Raw genomic sequence first — 19,092 nt, 5'->3', positions numbered from 1 at the left:
CGCGGCTGTCATTCCAGGCGATTCTGGGCATGACCGGGCGCGACTGGCGACACCTATATATTGAGCCGATACCCCCTCCTTCGTCAAGTTCTCGCAGGCCGTAGATCATTTCCACGTCGACCTGTCCACTTGTCGGGGGGCTGCCACAAGGCGCGGACACTCTCTGTCCGGACACCTTGACTCTACGCCCCGGATCCCGGGAAGTCCCTACCCGGCCGTCCGACTTCCCCTTAACTCTTCCTTAGCCACGTTGCCGCTGCTCAGGCCCCCCACGTAGCGTCACTTCGCCCGCACCCGACCCCTTGGAGGCAGAGGCGTGTACCGCTGGACCGACCCGAACGACCCGGACGGCGCCACCCGGCACCCCGAGCAGCCGCGCAGCGAGGAGCCGGGCTGGCTGACCGACCGTCCGGAGCCGAGGTCGGCCTACCTGTTCGGGGACGCCCCGGACCGACCCGCCGACGAGTGGCGCCGCGACCAGCCGACCGCCCGCTGGCAGGCCGAGCCCGCCGAGCCGGCCGCACACCAGCAGGCCGAGCCCGCCGCGCACTGGCAGGCTGGACCCGCCGACGCCGCCGAGCCCACCGAGCGCTGGTCGGCCGAGCCCACCGGGGCCTGGCCGGCCGGGCCCGCCGCGCCGGCCGCCACCTGGCTGGCCGAGCCGGGCGTCCGCTGGCACGCCGACGCCGACCTGCGGGACGGCGGGCCGTACGGGTCGGACGCGCCCCCGGCCGACGAGCGGGCGGCCGGCGGCTGGCCGGTCGACGCCCCGACCGCCCCGATCGACCTCGGGACGCACCAGGACACCGACGCCGGGACGACACCCGCCGAGGGCCGGCACCGCCGCCACCGCCGCTTCCCCCGCCCCGTGCTGATCGGTGGCGCCGCCGCAGCCGCCACGCTGGTGGTGAGCCTCGGCGTCGGCGCGGTCGCGTTGGGCGGCGACGGCCCGGAGACCGACCCGACCGCCGCCGACGACACGATCGCCGCCGCCCCGGCGCTGCCGGTCACGCCTGGTGACGCGCTGACCGCCCCCACCCCGAGCACCGCGCCGGCCACCGCCAGGCCCGCCCCGTCGCCCACGAAGGCCACCAGGCCCACGCCGGCGCCCTCGCGTTCCACCGCGCCCTCGCGGCGCACCGAGCGGAGCAGCGCGCCGTCCGGCGGCGGCACGAAGGCCCCCGTGAGCAGCGGGGTCAGCGCCCAGGCCCGCGAGGTCGTGAACCTGGTCAACGCCGAGCGCGCCAAGGCCGGCTGCGGGGCGCTGAGCATCGACGACAAGCTGATGACCGCCGCCCAGCGGCACAGCCAGGACCAGGCGGACCACCGGGACATGTCGCACACCGGCAGCGACGGCAGCGACGCCGGCGACCGGCTGGACCGGGTCGGCTACGCCTGGCGCACGTACGGCGAGAACGTCGCCTGGAACCAGAAGACGCCGGCCGCGGTGATGGACGCCTGGATGAACAGCTCCGGTCACCGGGCCAACATCCTGAACTGCGCCTTCACCGAGATCGGCGTCGGCGTGGCGAGCAGCAACGGGCCGTACTGGACGCAGGTCTTCGCCGCGCCGCGCTGAACGCGAGTCGTGGCCGGGTCCGCGCTCGTTTGACCGGGTGAGGTACGCCGCACCGGCGTACCCGCTCCGGGCGGCACTCCCGCCGCCCCGGTACCCGGGAGCTTGCCGATGCGGATCCGGCCGCGTACGCGCGCCGTCGGGCGGAGCCCACGCCAGGTCCTGTCCGCCTGCGTCGTCCTCGCGCTGCTGGCCACGGTCGGCGGTTGCCGGGTCCCGCTCACCCCGCCCGGCGCCCCGACCGCCTGGCCGGCGGAGTCGGCCGGCCGGTGGCGGTGGCAGTGGCAGCTCAGCGGCGTGCTCGACCCGACCGTCGACGCCGACGTCTTCCTGCTCGACCCGGTCGCCACCACCGCCGCGCAGACCGCCGAACTGCGGTCCCGCGACCGCCGGCTGGTCTGCCAGGTGCACGTCGGGTCGGTCCTGCCCACGGATCCGGACGCGAGCCGCTTCCCGGCCGCCGTGTGGGGCGCCGCGGCCCGTCGCCCGCAGAGCCGCTGGCTCGACGTACGGCAGTGGGACGCGCTGCGGCCGGTGCTGGCGGACCGGCTCCGGCTCTGCCGGGGCAAGGGCTTCGGCGCGGTCGCGCTCGCCGACGCCGACGGGTACGCCCACCGCGCCGGCTTCCCGCTCGGCTTCGACGACCAGTTGCTGTTCAACCGCCGGCTGGCCGAGCTGGCCCGGTCCCTGGACCTCTCCCCCGGCCTGGTCAACGACGTGCCCCAGGTGGCCGCCCTGGCGCCGGACTTCGACTTCGCCGTCAACGAGGAATGCGTGCGGCTGGGCCTGTGCGCCAAGCTGCTGCCGTTCGTCGAGGCGGGCAAGCCGGTGTTCCACGCCGAGTACACCGGCTCTCCCACGGACTTCTGCGTCACCACGGTGGGCTACGGCTTCTCCTCGATCCGCAAGGACCGGGAGTTGGGCGCCTGGCGGGCCTCCTGCCCGGTGTTCTGACGCCGACCGTCACGCACCCGGGCCATGCCGGCCGCCCCGCACACACCACGTGCCGGGCAGGCCGCCCCGCACGGAAGCCGGCCCGACGGCAGGACCCACCGCGTACCGACGGACGGACGGCAGGGGCCGGACCGCGGGTGCGGTCCGGCCCCTGGTGTGGCGTGGGTCAGCGGGCGCCGACCAGCTCCGGGGTCGGGGCCGGCGGGTCCGTGGGGGCCTTCGCGGGGCGCCCCCGCAGGAACTTCGGGGCCCACCAGTTCGCGTCGCCGAGCATGGTCATCAGCGCCGGCAGCACCACCGCGCGGATGATCGTGGCGTCCAGCAGGATCGCCGCCGCCAGGCCGATGCCGAGCTGCTTCATGTCGATCGTGCTCAGCGTGGCGAAGATCGAGAAGACCCCGACCATCACGATCGCCGCGCTGGTCACCACGCCGGCCGACGAGGTGATGCCGTACGCCACCGCGTCCCGGTTCGACATGCCGGCCCGGACGCCCTCGCGGATCCGGCTGACCACGAAGACGTGGTAGTCCATCGAGAGCCCGAACAGCACCACGAAGAGGAACAGCGGCAGCCAGGTGACGATCGCGCCCATCGAGGTGAAGCCGAGCAGGCCCTCGGCCCAGTCGCCCTGGAAGACCAGCACCAGCAGCCCGTACGCGGCGCCGGCGGAGAGCAGGTTGAGCAGGATCGAGCTGAGCGCGATCACCACCGAGCGGAACGTCAGCACCATCACCACGAAGGTCAGCACCAGCACGAAGCCGATGACGACCGGCAGCTTGTCCCGGATGTGCTGCGAGTAGTCCTCGCTGTCGGCGATGTCCCCGCCGACCGCGTACTCCACGCCGGGCACCCCGCCGAGCGCGGCCGGGACGAGGTCGACGCGCAGCCGCTCCAGGGAGCGGGCCGCCTCGGCGGTGCGGCTGGCGTGCGGGGTGGCGACCTCCAGCACCGACACCCGCCGGTCCGCCGACACCTTGATCTTCGGGCCGTCCGCCTCGGTCGGCGCGAAGAGCGGGTCGGCCGACGCCGCGCCGGCCAGCGCGGTCAGCGCCGCCGCGACCCGGTCCGCCTCGGCCGCCGGGGCCCGCACCGCGACCGTGTGGCTGGTGCCGTTGCTCGGGAACGCCGCGGTGAGCCGGTCGTACGCCTGCATGGCCGGCGTGCTGCGCGGCAGGTCCTCCATGCCGGGGAACTTCATCTTCATGCCCAGCGCGGGCGTGGCCAGGGCGAGCAGCAGCCCGACCGAGATCACCAGGGTGGCCACCGGCGCCCGCAGCGCGGGCCTCAGCACGGCCGGCCAGAACCGCGGCTTCGCCTCGCCGTGCCGCCCGGTACGCGGGGCGGTGAGCCGCCACAGCAGCGGCACCCGGGGCCGGTCGACCCAGCGGCCGAGCTTGGCCAGCAGGGCCGGCAGCACGGTCAGCGAGCCGATCACCGCGACCGCGACCACCAGCATCGAGCCCACCGCGAGGGAGGAGAAGATGGCGTCGTTGGCGAGCAGCAGCCCGCCCATCGAGATCATCACGGCGAAGCCCGAGACCACGACGGCGTGACCGGAGGTCTCCGCGGCGATCTCCACCGCGTCGAGGCCGGAGCGCCCCTTGGCCCGCTCCTCCCGCTCGCGCCGAACGTAGAACAGCGAGTAGTCGACCCCGACCGCCATGCCGATCAGCAGGATGACGCTGGCCGTCGTGTCGGTCGCCGGCACCAGGTGCGAGGCGAGGGTGGAGAGCCCCATCGCCGCGGCGACCGAGGAGAGCGCCAGCAGCACCGGCACGCCGGCGGCGATCAGCGCCCCGAACGCGATGATCAGGATGAGCAGGGTCACCGGCAGGCTCAGCAGTTCGGCCCGCTTGAAGTCCTCGCCGAGCGTGTCGTTCAGCGCCTTGCTGATCGACGGGCCGCCGACCTGCTCGACGCGCAGCTGCGGATGCCCCTCCTGCACCCGGGCGGTGGCGTCCCGCAGCGGCTGCACCCGGTCGGACGCGGTCTCCGCGTCACCCGACATCGTGATCGGCACCAGCAGCGCGGAGCCGTCCCGTGCCGTCACCGGCTCCCCCACCGAGGCGACTCCGGTCACCGAGCGCAGTTCGGTCGCCGCGTCGGCGGCGGCGGCCTTCGCGGCGACGGGGTCCAGGGTGCCGCCGCGCGCCGTGATCAGGACGTTCTCCACCGCCGGGTCGGCGAAGTCGCCGGCGTCCACGATCAGCCCCGCCCGGCCCGACTCGCCGACGGCCTGGTCGGCGCCGGTCGCCTCCTTGAGTCCCGCGGCGTTCCCGCCGACGAAGCACACCGCCACGAACACGACCCACAGCGCGATGGCCCGCCACGGATGCTCCGCGCTCCACCGCGCCAGCCGCACCGTCACCGGTCTTGCCCCCATTCCGGGTCCCCCTGTCACGTCAACCCCTGTCAACGGGGTTGACGCTATGGACGGAACGGGCCCGGGACATCAGGGAACGGCCCCGGCCCTTCCCCGGAACCTGTACGCGGCCTGAACGGCGGTCCGGCCGGGCGAGCCGGGCCGATACCGGCGTGTCGGGAGGGCGATCCCCGACCGGCCGGGGCCGACGCGCCGACGGCGACCCGGAAAACGCCTCGGGGTCATCCCCGAAGGGCCCCCCGGGGGCGGGGCTGACAGCGCGGGCAACTGTACGACGAACGGTTCATGAACGCCTCCCGACGCACGGGCGCGCCGCAGCGGTGGCACGGCAGACCCTCCCGGCCGTAGACGTTCAGCGACCGGTCGAAGTAGCCGCTCTCCCCGTCGACGTTGACGTAGAGGGCGTCGAAGCTGGTGCCGCCGGACTTGATCGCCTCGGCCAGGACGTCCCGGACATGGCCCAGCAGCCGCAGCGCGGCCGGGCCGGTCAGCGCGTCGGTGGGGCGGGCGCCGTGCAGCCTCGCCCGCCACAGCGCCTCGTCGGCGTAGATGTTGCCCACCCCGGAGATCAGCGTCTGGTCCAGCAGGGCGCGCTTGACCTCCGTACGCCGCCGGCGCAGCGCGGCGGCGAACGCCGCGTCGGAGAACTCCGGGTCCATCGGGTCGCGGGCGATGTGCGCGATCTCCGCCGGCAGCTCCGCGCCGCCCGCGGAGACCGACAGCCCGCCGAACGTGCGCTGGTCGACGAAGCGCAGCTCCGGCCCGTCGTCGGCGAAGCGGAACCGGACGCGCAGGTGCGTCTCGTCGGGCGCGGCGGCCGGCTGCACCAGCAGCTGGCCCGACATGCCCAGGTGCCCGACGACGGCGTCCCCGCTGTCCAGCGGCAGCCACAGGTACTTGCCCCGCCGGCGCACGTCGCGCACCGTCCGGCCGGCCAGCACGTCGGCGAAGTGCCCGCCGCCGGGCGCGTGCCGGCGCACCGCGCGGGGGTGGTGCACCTCGACGGTGGCGATCCGCCGGCCGGTGACCCACCGGGCCAGCCCCTGCCGGACCGTCTCGACCTCCGGCAGCTCAGGCACGGCCCAGGCCCGCCTCGACCTCGGCGCCCGCCGCCCCGCCGGCCGCCTCGGCCCGCTCCTGCTCGGCCTGCTCCGTGAGCGTGCGCCAGGCCGCCTCGGCGGCCCGCTGCTCGGCCTCCTTCTTGCTCCGCCCGTCGGCCCCGCCGTAGCGGTTGCCGGCGACCACCACCCAGGCGGTGAAGGTCTTGAGGTGGTCCGGCCCGGTGCCCTCGATGCGGTACTCGGGCACACCGAGCCCCAGCGCCGCGGTCAGCTCCTGGAGGCTGGTCTTCCAGTCCAGGGCGGCGCCCCGCCCGGCCGACTCGGCCATCAGCGGGTCGAACAGCCGGTGGATGACGATCGCCGCGGTGTCCAGCCCGTACTGGAGGTAGATCGCGCCGAGCAGCGCCTCCAGGGTGTCGGCGAGGATGCTCGCCTTGTCCCGGCCGCCGGTGGTCTCCTCCCCCTTGCCCAGCAGCAGGTAGGCGCCGAGCCCGTCCGGGCCCAGGCCGCGCGCCACGTCGGCGAGGGCGCGCATGTTGACCACGCTGGCCCGGAGCTTGGCCAGCTGCCCCTCGGGCAGGTCGGGGTGGTTGTGGAACAGCGCGGTGGTGATCACCACGCCGAGCACCGAGTCGCCGAGGAACTCCAGCCGCTCGTTGGTGGGCAGGCCGCCGTTCTCGTACGCGTACGAGCGGTGGGTCAGCGCGCGCTCCAGCAGTTCCGGATCCAGGCTGACGCCGAACGCGGCTTCCAGGTGACCGACGGACGCCCGCCGCCGCTTGTCGTTGCTCATGATGTGGGTACCTCGGTGTCGGTGGTGCGGTCGGTGCATTCCTCGCGGTCGCCCGCCTCGGCGCCGTCGAGCAGCGCGCGGACCTGGTCGGCGGCGCGCCGCCGCCAGAGATGGGCCGCCAGGGCGATGCCGGAGGCGATGTCCTCGGGACGGGCCGCGCCGTGGCAGACGACCACCGTGCCGGCCACCCCGAGCAGGGCGGCTGCCCGGGGAGCGCCACCGCCGGGCGGGGGTCCGCCGGCCATCGCGTACGCGCCCTCGATCGCCTTGAGCAGCACGTTACCGGTGAAGCCGTCGGTCACCACCACATCCGCGCGCGTGCCGAGGGAGACGTCGTACCCCTCGACGAGGCCGACGTAGCGACCACCGCAGGGCAGCGACGCGGCGGCGAGGACGGGATCGGCGAGCCGGCGGGCACGGTCGCCCTTGCCGGCCTCGGCGCCGACCGAGAGCAGCCCGACGCGCGGGGTCGCGACGGTGTGCGCCACCGCGGCGTAGGCCGCGCCGAGGACGGCGTGCCGGGCGAGGGTGGCCGGGCGCGGCTCGAGCGAGCCGCCGACGTCGAGCAGGACCACCGGGCCGGCGACGGCCGGCAGGGTGGCGACCAGCGCGGGACGGCGTACGTCCGGCCAACGGCCGAGACCGAGGGCGACGGCGGTGACGGTGGCGCCGGTCGAGCCGGCGGAGACGAGGGCGTCCGCGGCGCCGTCGCGCACGGCGTGCACGGCGGCGCGGACGGTGCTGTCGGAGCGGGCGGCCACGGGGTGGTCGGCCATGCTCACGGCGGTGCGGACCGGCCGGACGGCGACCCGCGCGCGCTGCGCCGGGTCGAGGGCGTGGACCACCTCGCCGGCGGCCTCGGCCGGGCCGACGAGCAGCAGGTGCAGGTCGGGATCGGCGCGCACGGCCCGCAGAGCGCCGTCAACCACGACGTCGGGAGCGTCGTCCCCGCCGAGGAGGTCAACGGCGATCCGCGCGGTGCCCGGCTCCGCCGCGACGCCGGCCGGACCAGGCCGGCCGGCGTCGGTGGGAGCCGGGGCACCGGGCGTTCGCCAGGGTGCGCGCGCCGCCCGACCTGCGGTCGGGGGCGTCACTCGGCGTCCAGGTCAGACCTCGAGGACCTGGCGGCCGTTGTAGGTGCCGCAGACGGAGCAGGCGGCGTGCGGCAGCTTGGCGGACTTGCACTGCGGGCAGGCCACGGTCGCGACCACGGCAGCCTTCCAGTTCGCCCGGCGGGCGCGGGTGTTGCTGCGCGACATCTTGCGCTTGGGGACGGCCACGGTTCCTACTCCTCTTTACGGGTCAGTTGCGACAGGCCCGCCCATCGCGGGTCGATCTGCTGGTGACTGTGGTCGGCCGGCAGATCGTCCCAGTGCACCCCGCAGTCGGGGCACAGGCCTGGGCAGTCCTCCCGGCAGAGCGGGTTGGTCGGCAGCGCGAGCACCACCGCATCCCGCAGCGCCGGCTCCAGGTCGATCAGGTCTCCCTGCATCCGGCCCACCTCGTCCTCGTCGGTCGTGGAGTCCGTGGTGCTGTTCTCGTACGCGTACAGCTCCTGGATCCGCACGGCCACCGAGTCGTTGATCTCGCGCAGGCAGCGGCCGCACTCGCCCCGCACGGGACCGGTGACGGTCCCCGAGACGAGCACGCCCTCGGACACCGACTCCAGCCTCAGGTCGAGGTCGAGGTCCGCGCCCTCCGGCACGCCGATCAACTCCACGCCGAGGTCCGCCGGTGCCGGCACCACCCGCTCGACCGTACGCAACGCACCAGGTCGGCGCGGCAGCTCCCTCGTGTCGAGGACCAGCGGCGACCTGGGGTTGAGTGGTGAAGGCGTGTGCTTGGGCATAGTCAGACTCCGGCCGGTGAGAGGCCGACAAAAAAGGTTACCTGGCGACCGCCGCACCGTCGAACCGGGGGCGACGCCCGCCCCGTCCGTCGGCTGGTGAGGTGCCGCTCAGAAGGGTAGCGGGCGTTCCGCCTCGTCCCCAGCGAAGGTGCCGATCTCCCGCAGCGCGTGCATCTTGTCCCGGCCGCGCTCTATCGAGGCCAGCGCCCTGGTGAGGAACTGCTCGAAGTTGGCCAGCGCGGTGTCGACGTAGTCGTCGACCTCCTCGCGCAGGCGCTGCGCCTCGGCCCGCGCCTCGGCGATGATCCGGGCGCCCTCGTGCTCGGCGGAGACGGTGATCTCGTTCACCGAGACCAGGCGGGCGTGTTCCGCCTCACCCTCGCTGATGATCCGGTCGGCCTCCCGCTTGCCGGCCTCCATGATCTTGTCCCGCTCCTCCAGCAGCGCGACGGCCTTGCGCACCTCCACCGGGAGTTCGGCGCGCAGCTCGTCGAGGGCCGCGATGAACTCGCCCCGGTCGACCATGCAGTTGTTACGCGACATCGGGACGGAACGCGCCTGCTCCACCATGGCGATCAGTTCGTCGATGCGATCGAGCGAGTCCACCGGTAGCTCACTCCTGTCGTTCGTCGGGCCGACCTACATGATGCGGGCTACGGCCGGGTTCCCGCTCCACACATCATGTCGCGCCACGGCCACACCGCGCCTCTCACCCCGGCCCGGCGCGTCGCGCCGGCCGTCCCGCCGACCCCGGCGGGACGGGCGGTGGGCAGGAGCCGGCGGACGGTCGGGCCGGCGCCCGACCGCCCGGTGGCACGGCGGAGGTCAGTCGCGGGCCGGCGGCGCGAGGCGGGCCCGCAACTCCTCCCGGACCCGGTCGGGCACGTGGGCGGAGATGTCGCCACCCCACTTCGCCACGTCCTTGACCAGGCTGGAGGAGAGGAACGAGTAGAGCGGGTTGGTCGGCATGAACAACGTCTCGACGCCGGCCAGGCCGATGTTCATCTGCGCCATCTGCAGCTCGTAGTCGAAGTCGCTGACCGCCCGCAGGCCCTTGATCAGCACGCTCGCCTGCTGCGCCCGGCAGAAGTCGACCAGCAGGCCACGGAACGACTCGACCCGGACGTTGTCGTAGGAGGCGGTCACCTCGCGGAGCATGTCGATGCGCTCCTCGACGGTGAACAGGCCGCTCTTCGACTGGTTCACCAGCACGCCCACGATCACCTCGTCGAACAGGCGACTCGCCCGGCCGATGATGTCGAGGTGTCCGTTGGTGACCGGATCGAACGAGCCGGGACACACCGCACGTCTCATGATCGGCGACCGTACCAAAGGGTGGTCTCGCCGTACCGGCGGCTGCGCTCCCCGGTGACACCGTCCACCCACCCGACCGGCCCGGTGCGGCTGGACCGCTCCACCACGACCAGGGCGTCGGGGGCCAGCCAGCCGCCGTCGACCAGCGCGGCGAGCATCGCGGTGACCTCCGCGTCCGACACCGCGTAGGGCGGGTCGGCGAAGACCACGTCGTACGGGTCGCCGTCCGGGCCGGCCGCCAGCACCGTGGCCACCTTGCCGGTGACCAGCCGGGCGGCCGGGGCGGCGCGCAGCGCCGCGACGTTCTCCCGGATCACCCGGGCCGCGCGCGGGTCGGACTCCACCAGCAGCACGTGCGCGGCCCCCCGGGACAGCGCCTCCAGGCCGACCGCGCCGGACCCCGCGTAGAGGTCGGCGAAGCGGGCGCCCGCCAGGTCCACCTCGGCCTGCACCGCGCTGAACAGCGCCTCGCGGACCCGGTCCGAGGTGGGCCGGGTGCCCGCCCCGGGTGGGGCGGCGATCCGGCGCCCGCCGAGCGTCCCGGCCACGATCCGGGTCACGGTCTCCTCCTGCTCATGCGCACGACGCTACGCGACGCGCCGTCGGCCGACGCCCGGCCGGGCACGCCACGGCCGCGACCTGCGCCTGCCGGCGCCGGCGCGGCAGGAGGGTCAGCCCTTCTCCAGGTATTCCGCGCGTTCCTCGTCGACCAGCGCCGCCACCGACGCGGCCAGCGCCGGGTGCCGCGTCAGCTCCGGATCCTCCTCGACCAGGGCGATCGCCTCGGCCCGGGCGTCCCGGATCAGGTCGGCGTCGCGCAGCAGCGACAGCAGCCGCAGGTGCGACCGCCGCCCCGACTGGGTGGCCCCCAGCACGTCGCCCTCGCGCCGCTGCTCCAGATCCAGCTCGGCGAGCTTGAACCCGTCCGTCGTGGAGGCGACCGCGTCGAGCCGCTCCCGCGCGGACGCGCCCTCCAGCGCCTCGGTGACCAGTAGGCAGAGCCCGGGCGCCGAGCCCCGGCCGACCCGGCCGCGAAGCTGGTGCAGCTGGGACACGCCGAACCGGTCGGCGTCGAGCACGATCATCACGGTGGCGTTCGGCACGTTGACGCCCACCTCGACCACGGTGGTGGCGACCAGCACGTCGACGTCGCCGGCGGCGAAGGAGCGCATCACCGCGTCCTTCTCGTCGGCCGGCAGCCGGCCGTGCAGCACGCCGATCCGCAGGCCGTGCAGCGGCCCCTCGGCGAGCAGCGGCGCCACCTCGGTGACCGCCATCGGCGGTCGCCGCCCGTTGTCGTCGACCGGCGGCGGCTCCTCCTCACTGGCCGGGCCCTCCCCGATGCGCGGGCAGACCACGTACGCCTGGTGGCCGGCGGCCACCTCCTCGCGCAGCCGCCGCCAGGCCCGGTCCAGGAAGGCCGGCTTCTCGGCGGCCGGGACCACGTGCGAGGCGATCGGCGAGCGGCCCTGCGGCAACTGGGAGAGGGTCGAGGTCTCCAGGTCGCCGTAGACCGTCATCGCCACCGTGCGCGGGATCGGGGTGGCCGTCATCACCAGCACGTGCGGCGGCTGGTCTGCCTTGGCGCGCAGGGCGTCGCGCTGCTCGACGCCGAACCGGTGCTGCTCGTCCACCACCACCAGGCCCAGGTCGGCGAAGTCGACGCCCTCGTAGAGCAGGGCGTGGGTGCCGAGCACGATGCCGGCCGCCCCGCTGGCCACCTCGGCCAGGGCGCGCCGGCGGGCCGCCGCGCCCAGCGAGCCGGTGACCAGCTCGACCCGGGTGGCGTCGTCGGCCGCGCCCAGCTCGCCGGCCCGGCCGAGCGGCCCGAGCAGGTCGAGGATGCCCCGGTGGTGCTGCGCGGCGAGCACCTCGGTCGGGGCCAGCAGCGCGGCCTGCCCGCCGGCGTCGACCACCTGGAGCATCGCGCGCAGCGCGACCACCGTCTTGCCGGAGCCGACCTCGCCCTGGAGCAGCCGGTGCATCGGGTGGGCGGTGGCCAGGTCCGCCGCGATCTCCACCCCCACGTCCCGCTGGCCGGGGGTCAGCTCGTACGGCAGCCGGGCGTCGAACGCGGCGAGCAGGCCGCCGGGCTTCGCCGGGCGGGGCCGGGCCGGCCACGCGGCGGCCCGGTGCTTGCGCTGCACCAGGGTGAGCTGCACGGCGAACGCCTCGTCCCACTTGAGCCGCCGGCGGGCCCGGTAGAGCGCCTCCTTGCTGGACGGCCGGTGGATCTCGCGCAGCGCGACGTCGATGCCGGCCAGCTTGCGGCTCGCCCGCAGGGTGGCGGGCAGCGGGTCCTCCGGCGGGGTGAAGGTGTCCAGCACCACCCGGACGCAACGCGCGATCACCCAGGTGGGCACCGCCGCAGCGGCCGGGTAGACCGGGATCAGCGCGCCGGCGAACTCCTCGATCTCCTCGCTGGCCGCCGCCTCGCCGTCGCCGCCCTCGCCGAGCAGGACGTACTCCGGGCCGTTGAGCTGCCGCTTGCCCCGGAACTCGGTGACCTTGCCGGCGAACAGCCCCCACCGGCCGGGGCGCAGCTCCCGCTCCCGCCACGCCTGGTTGCCGAAGAAGGTGAGGGTCAGGGTGCCGCCCGAGCCGTCGCCGACCGTCACCTCCAGCAGGTTGCCCCGGCGCTGGCGCATCGGGCGTACGGCGGTGCGCTGCACCTGGGCCAGCACGGTGACCTGCTCGCCGACGTCGAGCGACCGGATGTCGGTGTGCTCGCCGCGCTCGTCGTAGCGGCGCGGGAAGTGGTAGACCAGGTCACCCGCGGTGTGCAGGTCGAGGTGGCTCGCGAGGGCCTTCGCGGTCTTCTCCCCGACCAGCTTCTTCAGCGGCGTGTCCACCGTGCACGGCTCGGACGTCATTCGACCCCCACCAGGAGCGGATAGTACGGCTGCCCGCCCGGGTACGCCTGCACCTCGACGAACGGCCAGCGCCGGGCGACGTGCTCGCGGACCGCCTCGGCCAGCCCGGCCGGGGCGTCCGCCCCGGAGAGCAGGGTGACCAGCTCGCCGCCGCCGCCCAGCATCCGGTCGACCACGGCGGCGCAGGTGTCGGCCAGGTCCGCCCCGATCAGGTGCACCTCGCCCTCGACCAGCGCCAGCACGTCACCGGGGCGGCAGGGGCCGGCGACGGTCAGCGCCTCGCGGCTGGCGTAGCAGACCTCGGCGTAGCGGCAGGCGCCGGCCGCCTCCGCCATCGCGATCACGTCGTCCTCGAAGCGGCGGGCCGGGTCGCGCACCGCGAGGGCGGCCAGCGCCTGCACCGGGGACCGGGTGGGCACCACGCTGACCTTGATGCCCAGCCGGTGCGCCTCCTTGGCGGCGGCGCTCGCCACCGCCTGCGTGTTGGGGTCGTTGGGCAGCACCACCACCCGGGCGGCGCCGGTCGCGCGGATCGCGTCCAGCAGCTCGCCCGTGGACGGGTTGCCGGGCACCACCGTGGCGCCCTCGCCGGCGACGAGCTCGGCGATGCCCGCGCCGGCGGCCACCACCACCGCCGCGCGGCCGTCGCGCGCCATCGGCGGGGCGGGGGCCGCCTGGTCGGCGAAGCGGGTCACCGAGATGCGGTGCGGCCGGCCGGCGACCACGCCCGCCTCGATCGCCGCGCCCACGTCGTTGACGTGCACGTGCACGTTCCAGGTGCCCGCACCGGCGCTCCCGTCGCCGACGACCACGAGCGAGTCGCCCAGGGCGGCCAGCTCGGCCCGCAACCGGCCCACCGCCTCGGGCGCGGCGTCGAGCAGGAACTGCACCTCGTAGGCGTACTCCTCGGAACCGGTCTCGCGGACGGCGGTGGCCGGCGGGCGGGCCGCACGCGGCGCGGGCGCGGGATGCTCCGGGCTCTCCCCCGTGACGACCTCGACCAGGGCGTCGAGCAGCAGGCAGAGGCCCCGGCCGCCGGCGTCGACCACGCCGGCCCGGGCCAGCGCGGGGAGCTGCTGCGGGGTGCGCGCCAGCGCCCGCGCCGCCTCGCCCGCCGCCGCCCGGGCGACCGCCCGCAGGTCGTCGCTGTCCGCCCGCTCGGCGGCGCGGGCCGCGGCGGCGACGACGGTGAGCAGCGTGCCCTCGACGGGGCGGGCGACCGCGGCGTAGGCGGCCGTGGTCGCGTCGCGCAGCGCGGCGGCCAGCTCCCGCCCGCGCACCGCGGGCACGGCGGCGACCGCGTCGGCGAAGCCGCGCAGGATCTGCGACAGGATCACCCCGGAGTTGCCCCGGGCGCCGAGCAGCGCGCCCCGGGCCATCAGCCGCAGCGCGTGCCCGTGCGGGGTGGGCCCGTCCTCCGGGAGGGTGCCGAGGTCCATCGCCAGCGCCTGCTGCGCGGAGGTGAGGGTGAGCACCAGGTTGGTGCCGGTGTCGCCGTCGGGCACCGGGTAGACGTTCAGGTCGTCGATCTCGCCCTGGTGCCGCCTGAGCGCGGCCAGCCCGCCCGCGCACCAGCGGCGGACCGCGGCGGCGTCGAGGGTGTCCAGCACGGCGAGAAGCCTACTGGCGGGCACCGACGCGCGCCGGGGTCGTCGGCCGTCCTGCGTGTCCGGCCCGGCGCTCCCCGGCCGCCCGTCACGTCGGCGCCCCGCCGAGCCGGCGCGACCCCGGCCCGCTGGTCGGGGGCCGCCGGCTCCGGTGGCCCCGGCCGGACTACCCTCGTGGTCGCGTCCCTTCGTACGGTGCTGCCGGAAGGGACGGCGCCGACCGGGCGACCGCGCCGCGCCGAGCCGGCCCCGCTCCGGGCACCGCCCGGGGCCGGTTGGTCGGGTGTGCGGGTCATCGGGTAACCTGGCCAGGTTGCCCGGGCAGCGCCTGGCGGCGACCTCATGAACGTTTCAAACCCAGGAGTATCCCGTGGCTAGCGTGTGCGACGTCTGTGGCAAGGGACCGGGCTTCGGCCACAACGTGTCCCACTCGCACCGGCGGACCAACCGCCGCTGGAACCCGAACATCCAGTCGGTGCGTACCCCGGCCGGTGGCGGGAACACCAAGAAGATGCAGGTCTGCACCTCGTGCATCAAGGCTGGCAAGGTCACCCGCGCCTGACGCGGTAGTCCCCAGCTTCACACTCGTCATTGCCGGCGGGCCCTCGTGGGCCCGCCGGTTCTGTCGTGTCCGGGATCGCCGGCCTCGTGCCGGGTCCCGGCGCCCCCGCCTCGTGCCGGGTCCCGGCGCCCCGCCTCGTGTCGGGTCCCGGCGGGCCCCGGGCCGGTTCGTGTCGGGTCCGGGCGGGTCGGCTGACGGGTACGCGACCGCCCTTCGAGGTGCGGCGCGAGCCCGGTTAGGGTCTGCGTGCGCCGCGAGTCCGGTTCGGGCCGGCGCGGGGAGCAACGGAGCGCGGAGGAACGACTGGTGCAGCTTGATCTAGGCCGGGACGAGATGGTCATCGTCGGTGCCTCCCTCGGGATGCTGCGCTGGTTCAGCGAGGAACTGCCCGCGGGCAGCGTCGTCCTCGTCGAGGAACCCGACGTCATCGAGCGCCGGGGGCTGGAGCGGTTCGCCCGCGAGATGCCCTTCATCTCCCGCGTGGTGCCCGCCGAGTACCAGCTCGGCTTCGACGCCGCCGCGCTGGTCGCCCGGGAACCCGGGCTGGCCGCCGCCCGGCTGGTCATGCCCGGCCTCGAGTACGCCGTCGGGGCCACCGCCCGGCTCGCCGAGGCGCTCGGCCTGCCCGGCGCCGGTCCGGCGGCGGCCGACGTCTTCTCCGACAAGCACCGGATGCGGCTGCTCGCCGCCGAGGCCGGCCTGGCCAACCCGGCCTTCGCGCTGGTCGACTCCGCCGCCGGGGCGACCGAGTTCGCCCGGCGGCACGGCGGCCGGTGCGTGCTGAAGCCCACCCGCCGCTCGGGCAGCCTGGGCGTGCAGATCATCGCCGACCCGGCGGAGGTCGCCGGGGCGTGGGCGGGCACCGCCTCGCCCGAGGACCCGCCGGAGGCGACCGGCCGGGGGCTGCCCACGGGCGTGCTCGTCGAGCAGGTCGTCGACGGGTGCGAGCACAGCGTCGAGCTGCTCGTCGCCGACGGCGAGGTGATCTTCGCCAACGTCACGGACAAGCGGGTGCTCCCGGGTCGCTCCCCGGTGGAGACCGGCCACACGGTGCCGACCGCGCTGCCCGACCCCACCCGCCGGGAGCTGGTCGAGGTGGCGACCCGGCTGGCCGCCGCCGCCGGCTTCCGCACCGGCACGCTGCACAGCGAGTGGATCGTCGCCGACGGGGTGCCGACGCTGGTCGAGTGCGCCGCCCGGCTGCCCGGCGACATGATCACCGCGCTGGTGTCGATCGCGTACGAGTGCGGGTTCATCGAGGCGTACCTGCGGACGCTGTGCGGGGAGCGGCCGGCCCTGCCGGCGCGGCCGACCGGCGCGGCGGCGGTCGAGTTCCTGCTGGCCGAGCCCGGCACCGTCACCGCCGTCGACGGGCTGCGCGCGGCCCGCCGGGTGCCCGGCGTGCTGGAGGTGCAGCTCGACGTGGCGGTCGGCGACACCGTGACGGAGGTGACGTCCTCGCTGCGGCGCAGCGGTCACCTGCTGGCCTGGGGCGCCGACCCGGCCGAGGCGACCGACGCGGCCGGCAAGGCCGCCGAGCAGATCCGGTTCACCACCGCCTGATCGTGCCGTAGCCGGCCCGGCGGGTTGCCCGGCCGGGCCGGGAGTCCCCGGGCCGGTGGCTCAGAGGGTGCGGCCGAACGAGAGGCAGCCCGGGGCGTCCTTGTAGAAGCCGAAGTTCGGGATCCGCTCGTAGCCGGCCGCGGTGTACATGGCGATGGCCTCGGGCTGCTTGTCGCCGCACTCCAGGACGATCCGCTTGCGCCCGTGCTCGCGGGCCGAGCGCTCGACGGCGGCCAGGACCGCCCGGGCCACGCCCCGGCCCCGGGCCGCCGGGGCGGTGTACATCCGCTTCAGCTCGGCCGTGTCGCCGTCGTCGCCGTGGCTGCGCCAGCCGCCGCAGCCGACCGGCTCGCCGCCGAGGTGGGCGACGAGGAAGGCGCCGGCCGGCGACACGAACTCGCCCGGGTCCACCGGGGTGTCGTCGCCGCTGCCGCCGTACCGGGCGCCGAGGTCGGCCAGCGCGGCGCGGATCAGCCGCTGCGCGACCGGCGAGTCGAAGCGCTCGGCGCGGATCTCGATCTCACTCACGGCGTAAAGGGTACGACCAGCGCCGGCCCTTACCGGAAGTGGTCCCAGCCGGCGGGTCCGTCGTACGGGCCGCCGTCGACCGTGACACCGGAGCCCGCCGTCACCCGCCCGATCGGGCGCCAGTCGGGCGGCAGCGCCACCGCCGGCGGGAAGGTCGCGGCCAGCGCGTGGTCGTCGCCCCCGGTGAGCAGCCAGGAGTACGGGTCGACGCCCAGGGCCTGGGCGGCGTCGCGCATCTGCCGGGGCACCTCGAAGGCGTCCCGGCGCACGTCGAGGGCCACGCCGCTGGCCTTGGCCACGTGCCCGAGGTCGGCGAGCAGCCCGTCCGACACGTCGATCATCGAGGTGGCGCCGAGCCGGGCCGCGTGCGGTCCGGCCCGGTACGGCACCTCCGGCCGCCGGTACGCCTCCACCAGCAGCCGCGGGGTGCGGAAGCCCCGGGAGAGCACCGTCAGCCCGGCCGCCGCGTACCCGGTCCGGCCGGCCAGGGCCAGCACGTCCCCGGGCCGCGCCCCGGAGCGCGTCACCGGCGGCCGGCCGCCGAGGTCGCCGAGGGCGGTGACCGCGACCGTCAGCGTGGGGCTGGCGGACATGTCCCCGCCCACCACGCTCGCGCCGACCTTCGCCGCCTCGGCGCCGAGCCCGTCGGCGAGTTCCTCGGCCCACCCGGTCTCCAACTCCGGCGGCATGCAGAGCGCGACCAGCAGCGCGGTCGGCTCGGCCCCCATCGCGGCGATGTCGGCCAGGTTGGCCGCCGCCGCCCGGTGGCCGACGTCACGCGCTGCGGACCAGTCCCGCCGGAAGTGCCGCCCCTCCACCAGCACGTCCGTCGAGGCCGCGACCCGGGCGTCCGGGGCGGCCACCACCGCCGCGTCGTCCCCGGGACCGAGCAGAACGGTCGATCCGTACGACAACCGGGCGGTCACCCGGTCGATCAGGCCGAACTCGCCGACCCCCGCGACACTCATGCCGGCCCTCCGCCGTGCTCGCTCACCGCTTCTCCTTGACCACCGATAGGGATCAGACCTGGTCCGTAAGGTACTTTCTCCTCTCGGGCCGCCCCGCAGGCGGCGACGGACGGAGGTCGAGTCGTGGTACAGGCGTACATCCTCATCCAGACCGAGGTCGGCCGCGCGCGCGACGTGGCCGGTCACATCGGGGACCTTGCCGGCGTGGTGCGGGTCGACGCCGTCACCGGGCCGTACGACGTGGTCGTGCTCACCGAGGCGAACACCGTCGACGAGCTCGGCAAACTCATCGTCAGCAAGGTGCAGATGGTGCCCGGCATCACCCGCACCCTCACGTGTTCGGTGGTGCGCCTGTAAGTGGACAAGATCACTGACTCTCCCGTGACCGATTCCGCCCAGGCGGACGAGGCCGCCCCCGACCGCCCGGCCCGGGACCGGACGACCCGGAGCGCCGCGCTGATCGCCACGCTGGTCGCGCTGCCGATCACCGCGCTGGTCGGCGTGCTCGCCTTCGTCCAGCTTTCCCCGGACGAGCCGGCCGAGCCGGCCGCCGCGCCGAGCCCGACGGCAAGTGCTCCCCGCGCCCAGTCCACCGCTCCGGTCGAGATGGCCGCCCCGGCGCTGGCCGAACGGCCCGCCACGGTCTGCCGGGCGCTGCTCTCCCAGTTGCCGCCGACGGTCAACGACCTCGCCCAGCGTACGGTCACCGCCGGCCCGGAGCAGAACGCCGCGTACGGCGACCCGGCGCTCACGCTGGCCTGCGGCGGCGCCGAGCCGACCGTCGGCGAGACGGACGACGTGTGGACGGTCAACAAGGTCTGCTGGTACGCCCAGGAGGAGACGGACGCCACCGTGCTCACCACGCTGGACCGGGAGACCGCCGTGACGGTCCGCGTCCCGCGGTCGTACGGGCAGGCGTTGCAGTGGGTCTCCCCCATCTCGGAGACGATCGTGGCCTCCGTGCCCTCCGGCGGCGACATGCCGCGGGGCTGCCAGGGCTGACGGCCCACCACCGAACCGGAAAGAGTGGCCCTCCCGATCGGGAGGGCCACTCTTTTCCG

Annotated in this window: 19 protein-coding genes; 6 read left to right on the top strand and 13 right to left on the bottom strand. The window is 75.4% G+C overall.

Annotation, left to right across the window (positions count from 1 at the left end; translation table 11 throughout):
• Nucleotides 1-316 precede the first annotated feature (316 nt).
• Nucleotides 317-1,579: a CAP domain-containing protein gene (locus tag ACZ6O2_RS00645; RefSeq protein WP_466021543.1), complete on the top strand. Its 1,263-nt coding sequence runs from the start codon at nucleotides 317-319 to the stop codon at nucleotides 1,577-1,579.
• 108 nt (nucleotides 1,580-1,687) lie between these two features.
• A complete protein-coding gene (locus ACZ6O2_RS00640; RefSeq protein WP_466021542.1) occupies nucleotides 1,688-2,530 on the top strand; it encodes an endo alpha-1,4 polygalactosaminidase in 843 nt (280 codons plus the stop codon).
• A gap of 166 nt (nucleotides 2,531-2,696) precedes the next feature.
• Here ACZ6O2_RS00640 and ACZ6O2_RS00635 read toward each other — a convergent pair whose 3' ends face one another.
• The 11 genes from ACZ6O2_RS00635 to ACZ6O2_RS00585 form a co-directional block, all read right to left on the bottom strand.
• The gene (locus ACZ6O2_RS00635) at nucleotides 2,697-4,913 is read right to left on the bottom strand and encodes an MMPL family transporter (RefSeq protein WP_466021541.1); all 2,217 of its coding nucleotides are present in this window, start codon (nucleotides 4,911-4,913) and stop codon (nucleotides 2,697-2,699) included.
• Nucleotides 4,914-5,134: 221 nt separating this feature from the next.
• Entirely contained in the window at nucleotides 5,135-5,992 is an 858-nt protein-coding gene (mutM, locus tag ACZ6O2_RS00630) for a bifunctional DNA-formamidopyrimidine glycosylase/DNA-(apurinic or apyrimidinic site) lyase (RefSeq protein ID WP_350704821.1), read from the bottom strand.
• The gene (gene rnc / locus ACZ6O2_RS00625) at nucleotides 5,985-6,767 is read right to left on the bottom strand and encodes a ribonuclease III (protein WP_466021540.1); all 783 of its coding nucleotides are present in this window, start codon (nucleotides 6,765-6,767) and stop codon (nucleotides 5,985-5,987) included. The genes mutM and rnc overlap by 8 nt, the downstream gene beginning before the upstream one ends.
• Nucleotides 6,764-7,738 carry a phosphate acyltransferase PlsX gene (locus ACZ6O2_RS00620; protein WP_466021704.1) on the bottom strand — a complete coding sequence of 325 codons (975 nt, stop codon included), beginning with the start codon at nucleotides 7,736-7,738 and terminating at the stop codon, nucleotides 6,764-6,766. Before ACZ6O2_RS00620 ends, rnc begins: the two co-directional genes overlap by 4 nt.
• 135 nt (nucleotides 7,739-7,873) lie before the next feature.
• Nucleotides 7,874-8,047 carry a 50S ribosomal protein L32 gene (rpmF, locus tag ACZ6O2_RS00615; RefSeq protein ID WP_091096818.1) on the bottom strand — a complete coding sequence of 58 codons (174 nt, stop codon included), beginning with the start codon at nucleotides 8,045-8,047 and terminating at the stop codon, nucleotides 7,874-7,876.
• A gap of 5 nt (nucleotides 8,048-8,052) precedes the next feature.
• The gene (locus ACZ6O2_RS00610) at nucleotides 8,053-8,616 is read right to left on the bottom strand and encodes a YceD family protein (RefSeq protein ID WP_350704818.1); all 564 of its coding nucleotides are present in this window, start codon (nucleotides 8,614-8,616) and stop codon (nucleotides 8,053-8,055) included.
• A 108-nt stretch (nucleotides 8,617-8,724) separates the two neighbouring features.
• Nucleotides 8,725-9,222 (bottom strand): SPFH domain-containing protein, encoded by a 498-nt coding sequence (locus ACZ6O2_RS00605; RefSeq protein ID WP_350680447.1) that lies wholly within the window; start codon nucleotides 9,220-9,222, stop codon nucleotides 8,725-8,727.
• 219 nt (nucleotides 9,223-9,441) lie between these two features.
• Nucleotides 9,442-9,930, bottom strand: a complete 489-nt coding sequence (gene coaD / locus ACZ6O2_RS00600; protein ID WP_350704816.1) for a pantetheine-phosphate adenylyltransferase — start codon at nucleotides 9,928-9,930, stop codon at nucleotides 9,442-9,444.
• Nucleotides 9,927-10,490, bottom strand: coding sequence for a 16S rRNA (guanine(966)-N(2))-methyltransferase RsmD (gene rsmD / locus ACZ6O2_RS00595; RefSeq protein ID WP_466021539.1), 564 nt, complete (start codon nucleotides 10,488-10,490; stop codon nucleotides 9,927-9,929). Before rsmD ends, coaD begins: the two co-directional genes overlap by 4 nt.
• 111 nt (nucleotides 10,491-10,601) lie before the next feature.
• Entirely contained in the window at nucleotides 10,602-12,803 is a 2,202-nt protein-coding gene (recG, locus tag ACZ6O2_RS00590) for an ATP-dependent DNA helicase RecG (protein ID WP_466021538.1), read from the bottom strand.
• The gene (locus ACZ6O2_RS00585) at nucleotides 12,800-14,413 is read right to left on the bottom strand and encodes a DAK2 domain-containing protein (protein ID WP_466021537.1); all 1,614 of its coding nucleotides are present in this window, start codon (nucleotides 14,411-14,413) and stop codon (nucleotides 12,800-12,802) included. The genes recG and ACZ6O2_RS00585 overlap by 4 nt, the downstream gene beginning before the upstream one ends.
• A gap of 367 nt (nucleotides 14,414-14,780) precedes the next feature.
• On the opposite strand from ACZ6O2_RS00585, the gene rpmB reads away from it, so the two are divergent.
• Nucleotides 14,781-14,972, top strand: a complete 192-nt coding sequence (gene rpmB / locus ACZ6O2_RS00580) for a 50S ribosomal protein L28 (RefSeq protein WP_088963534.1) — start codon at nucleotides 14,781-14,783, stop codon at nucleotides 14,970-14,972.
• A gap of 306 nt (nucleotides 14,973-15,278) precedes the next feature.
• A complete protein-coding gene (locus ACZ6O2_RS00575) occupies nucleotides 15,279-16,535 on the top strand; it encodes an ATP-grasp domain-containing protein (protein ID WP_350704810.1) in 1,257 nt (418 codons plus the stop codon).
• A gap of 60 nt (nucleotides 16,536-16,595) precedes the next feature.
• Here the strand turns inward: ACZ6O2_RS00575 and ACZ6O2_RS00570 are convergent, their stop codons facing one another.
• Together ACZ6O2_RS00570 and ACZ6O2_RS00565 are read right to left on the bottom strand one after the other, a co-directional pair.
• A complete protein-coding gene (locus tag ACZ6O2_RS00570) occupies nucleotides 16,596-17,063 on the bottom strand; it encodes a GNAT family N-acetyltransferase (protein WP_350704808.1) in 468 nt (155 codons plus the stop codon).
• 29 nt (nucleotides 17,064-17,092) lie between these two features.
• Nucleotides 17,093-18,031 carry a thiamine-phosphate kinase gene (locus ACZ6O2_RS00565; RefSeq protein WP_466021536.1) on the bottom strand — a complete coding sequence of 313 codons (939 nt, stop codon included), beginning with the start codon at nucleotides 18,029-18,031 and terminating at the stop codon, nucleotides 17,093-17,095.
• A gap of 123 nt (nucleotides 18,032-18,154) precedes the next feature.
• Between ACZ6O2_RS00565 and ACZ6O2_RS00560 the strand changes: the two genes are divergently transcribed.
• A complete protein-coding gene (locus ACZ6O2_RS00560) occupies nucleotides 18,155-18,388 on the top strand; it encodes an Lrp/AsnC ligand binding domain-containing protein (RefSeq protein ID WP_350686149.1) in 234 nt (77 codons plus the stop codon).
• Nucleotides 18,389-19,033 (top strand): DUF3515 family protein, encoded by a 645-nt coding sequence (locus ACZ6O2_RS00555; RefSeq protein ID WP_350704804.1) that lies wholly within the window; start codon nucleotides 18,389-18,391, stop codon nucleotides 19,031-19,033. It begins immediately after the preceding gene.
• Nucleotides 19,034-19,092 lie beyond the last annotated feature (59 nt).

It is taken from the genome of Micromonospora sp. NPDC048040 (assembly GCF_055587185.1).
Note: the sequence above shows the minus strand (reverse complement) of the source record. Positions and strands in the feature narration are given on the sequence as shown.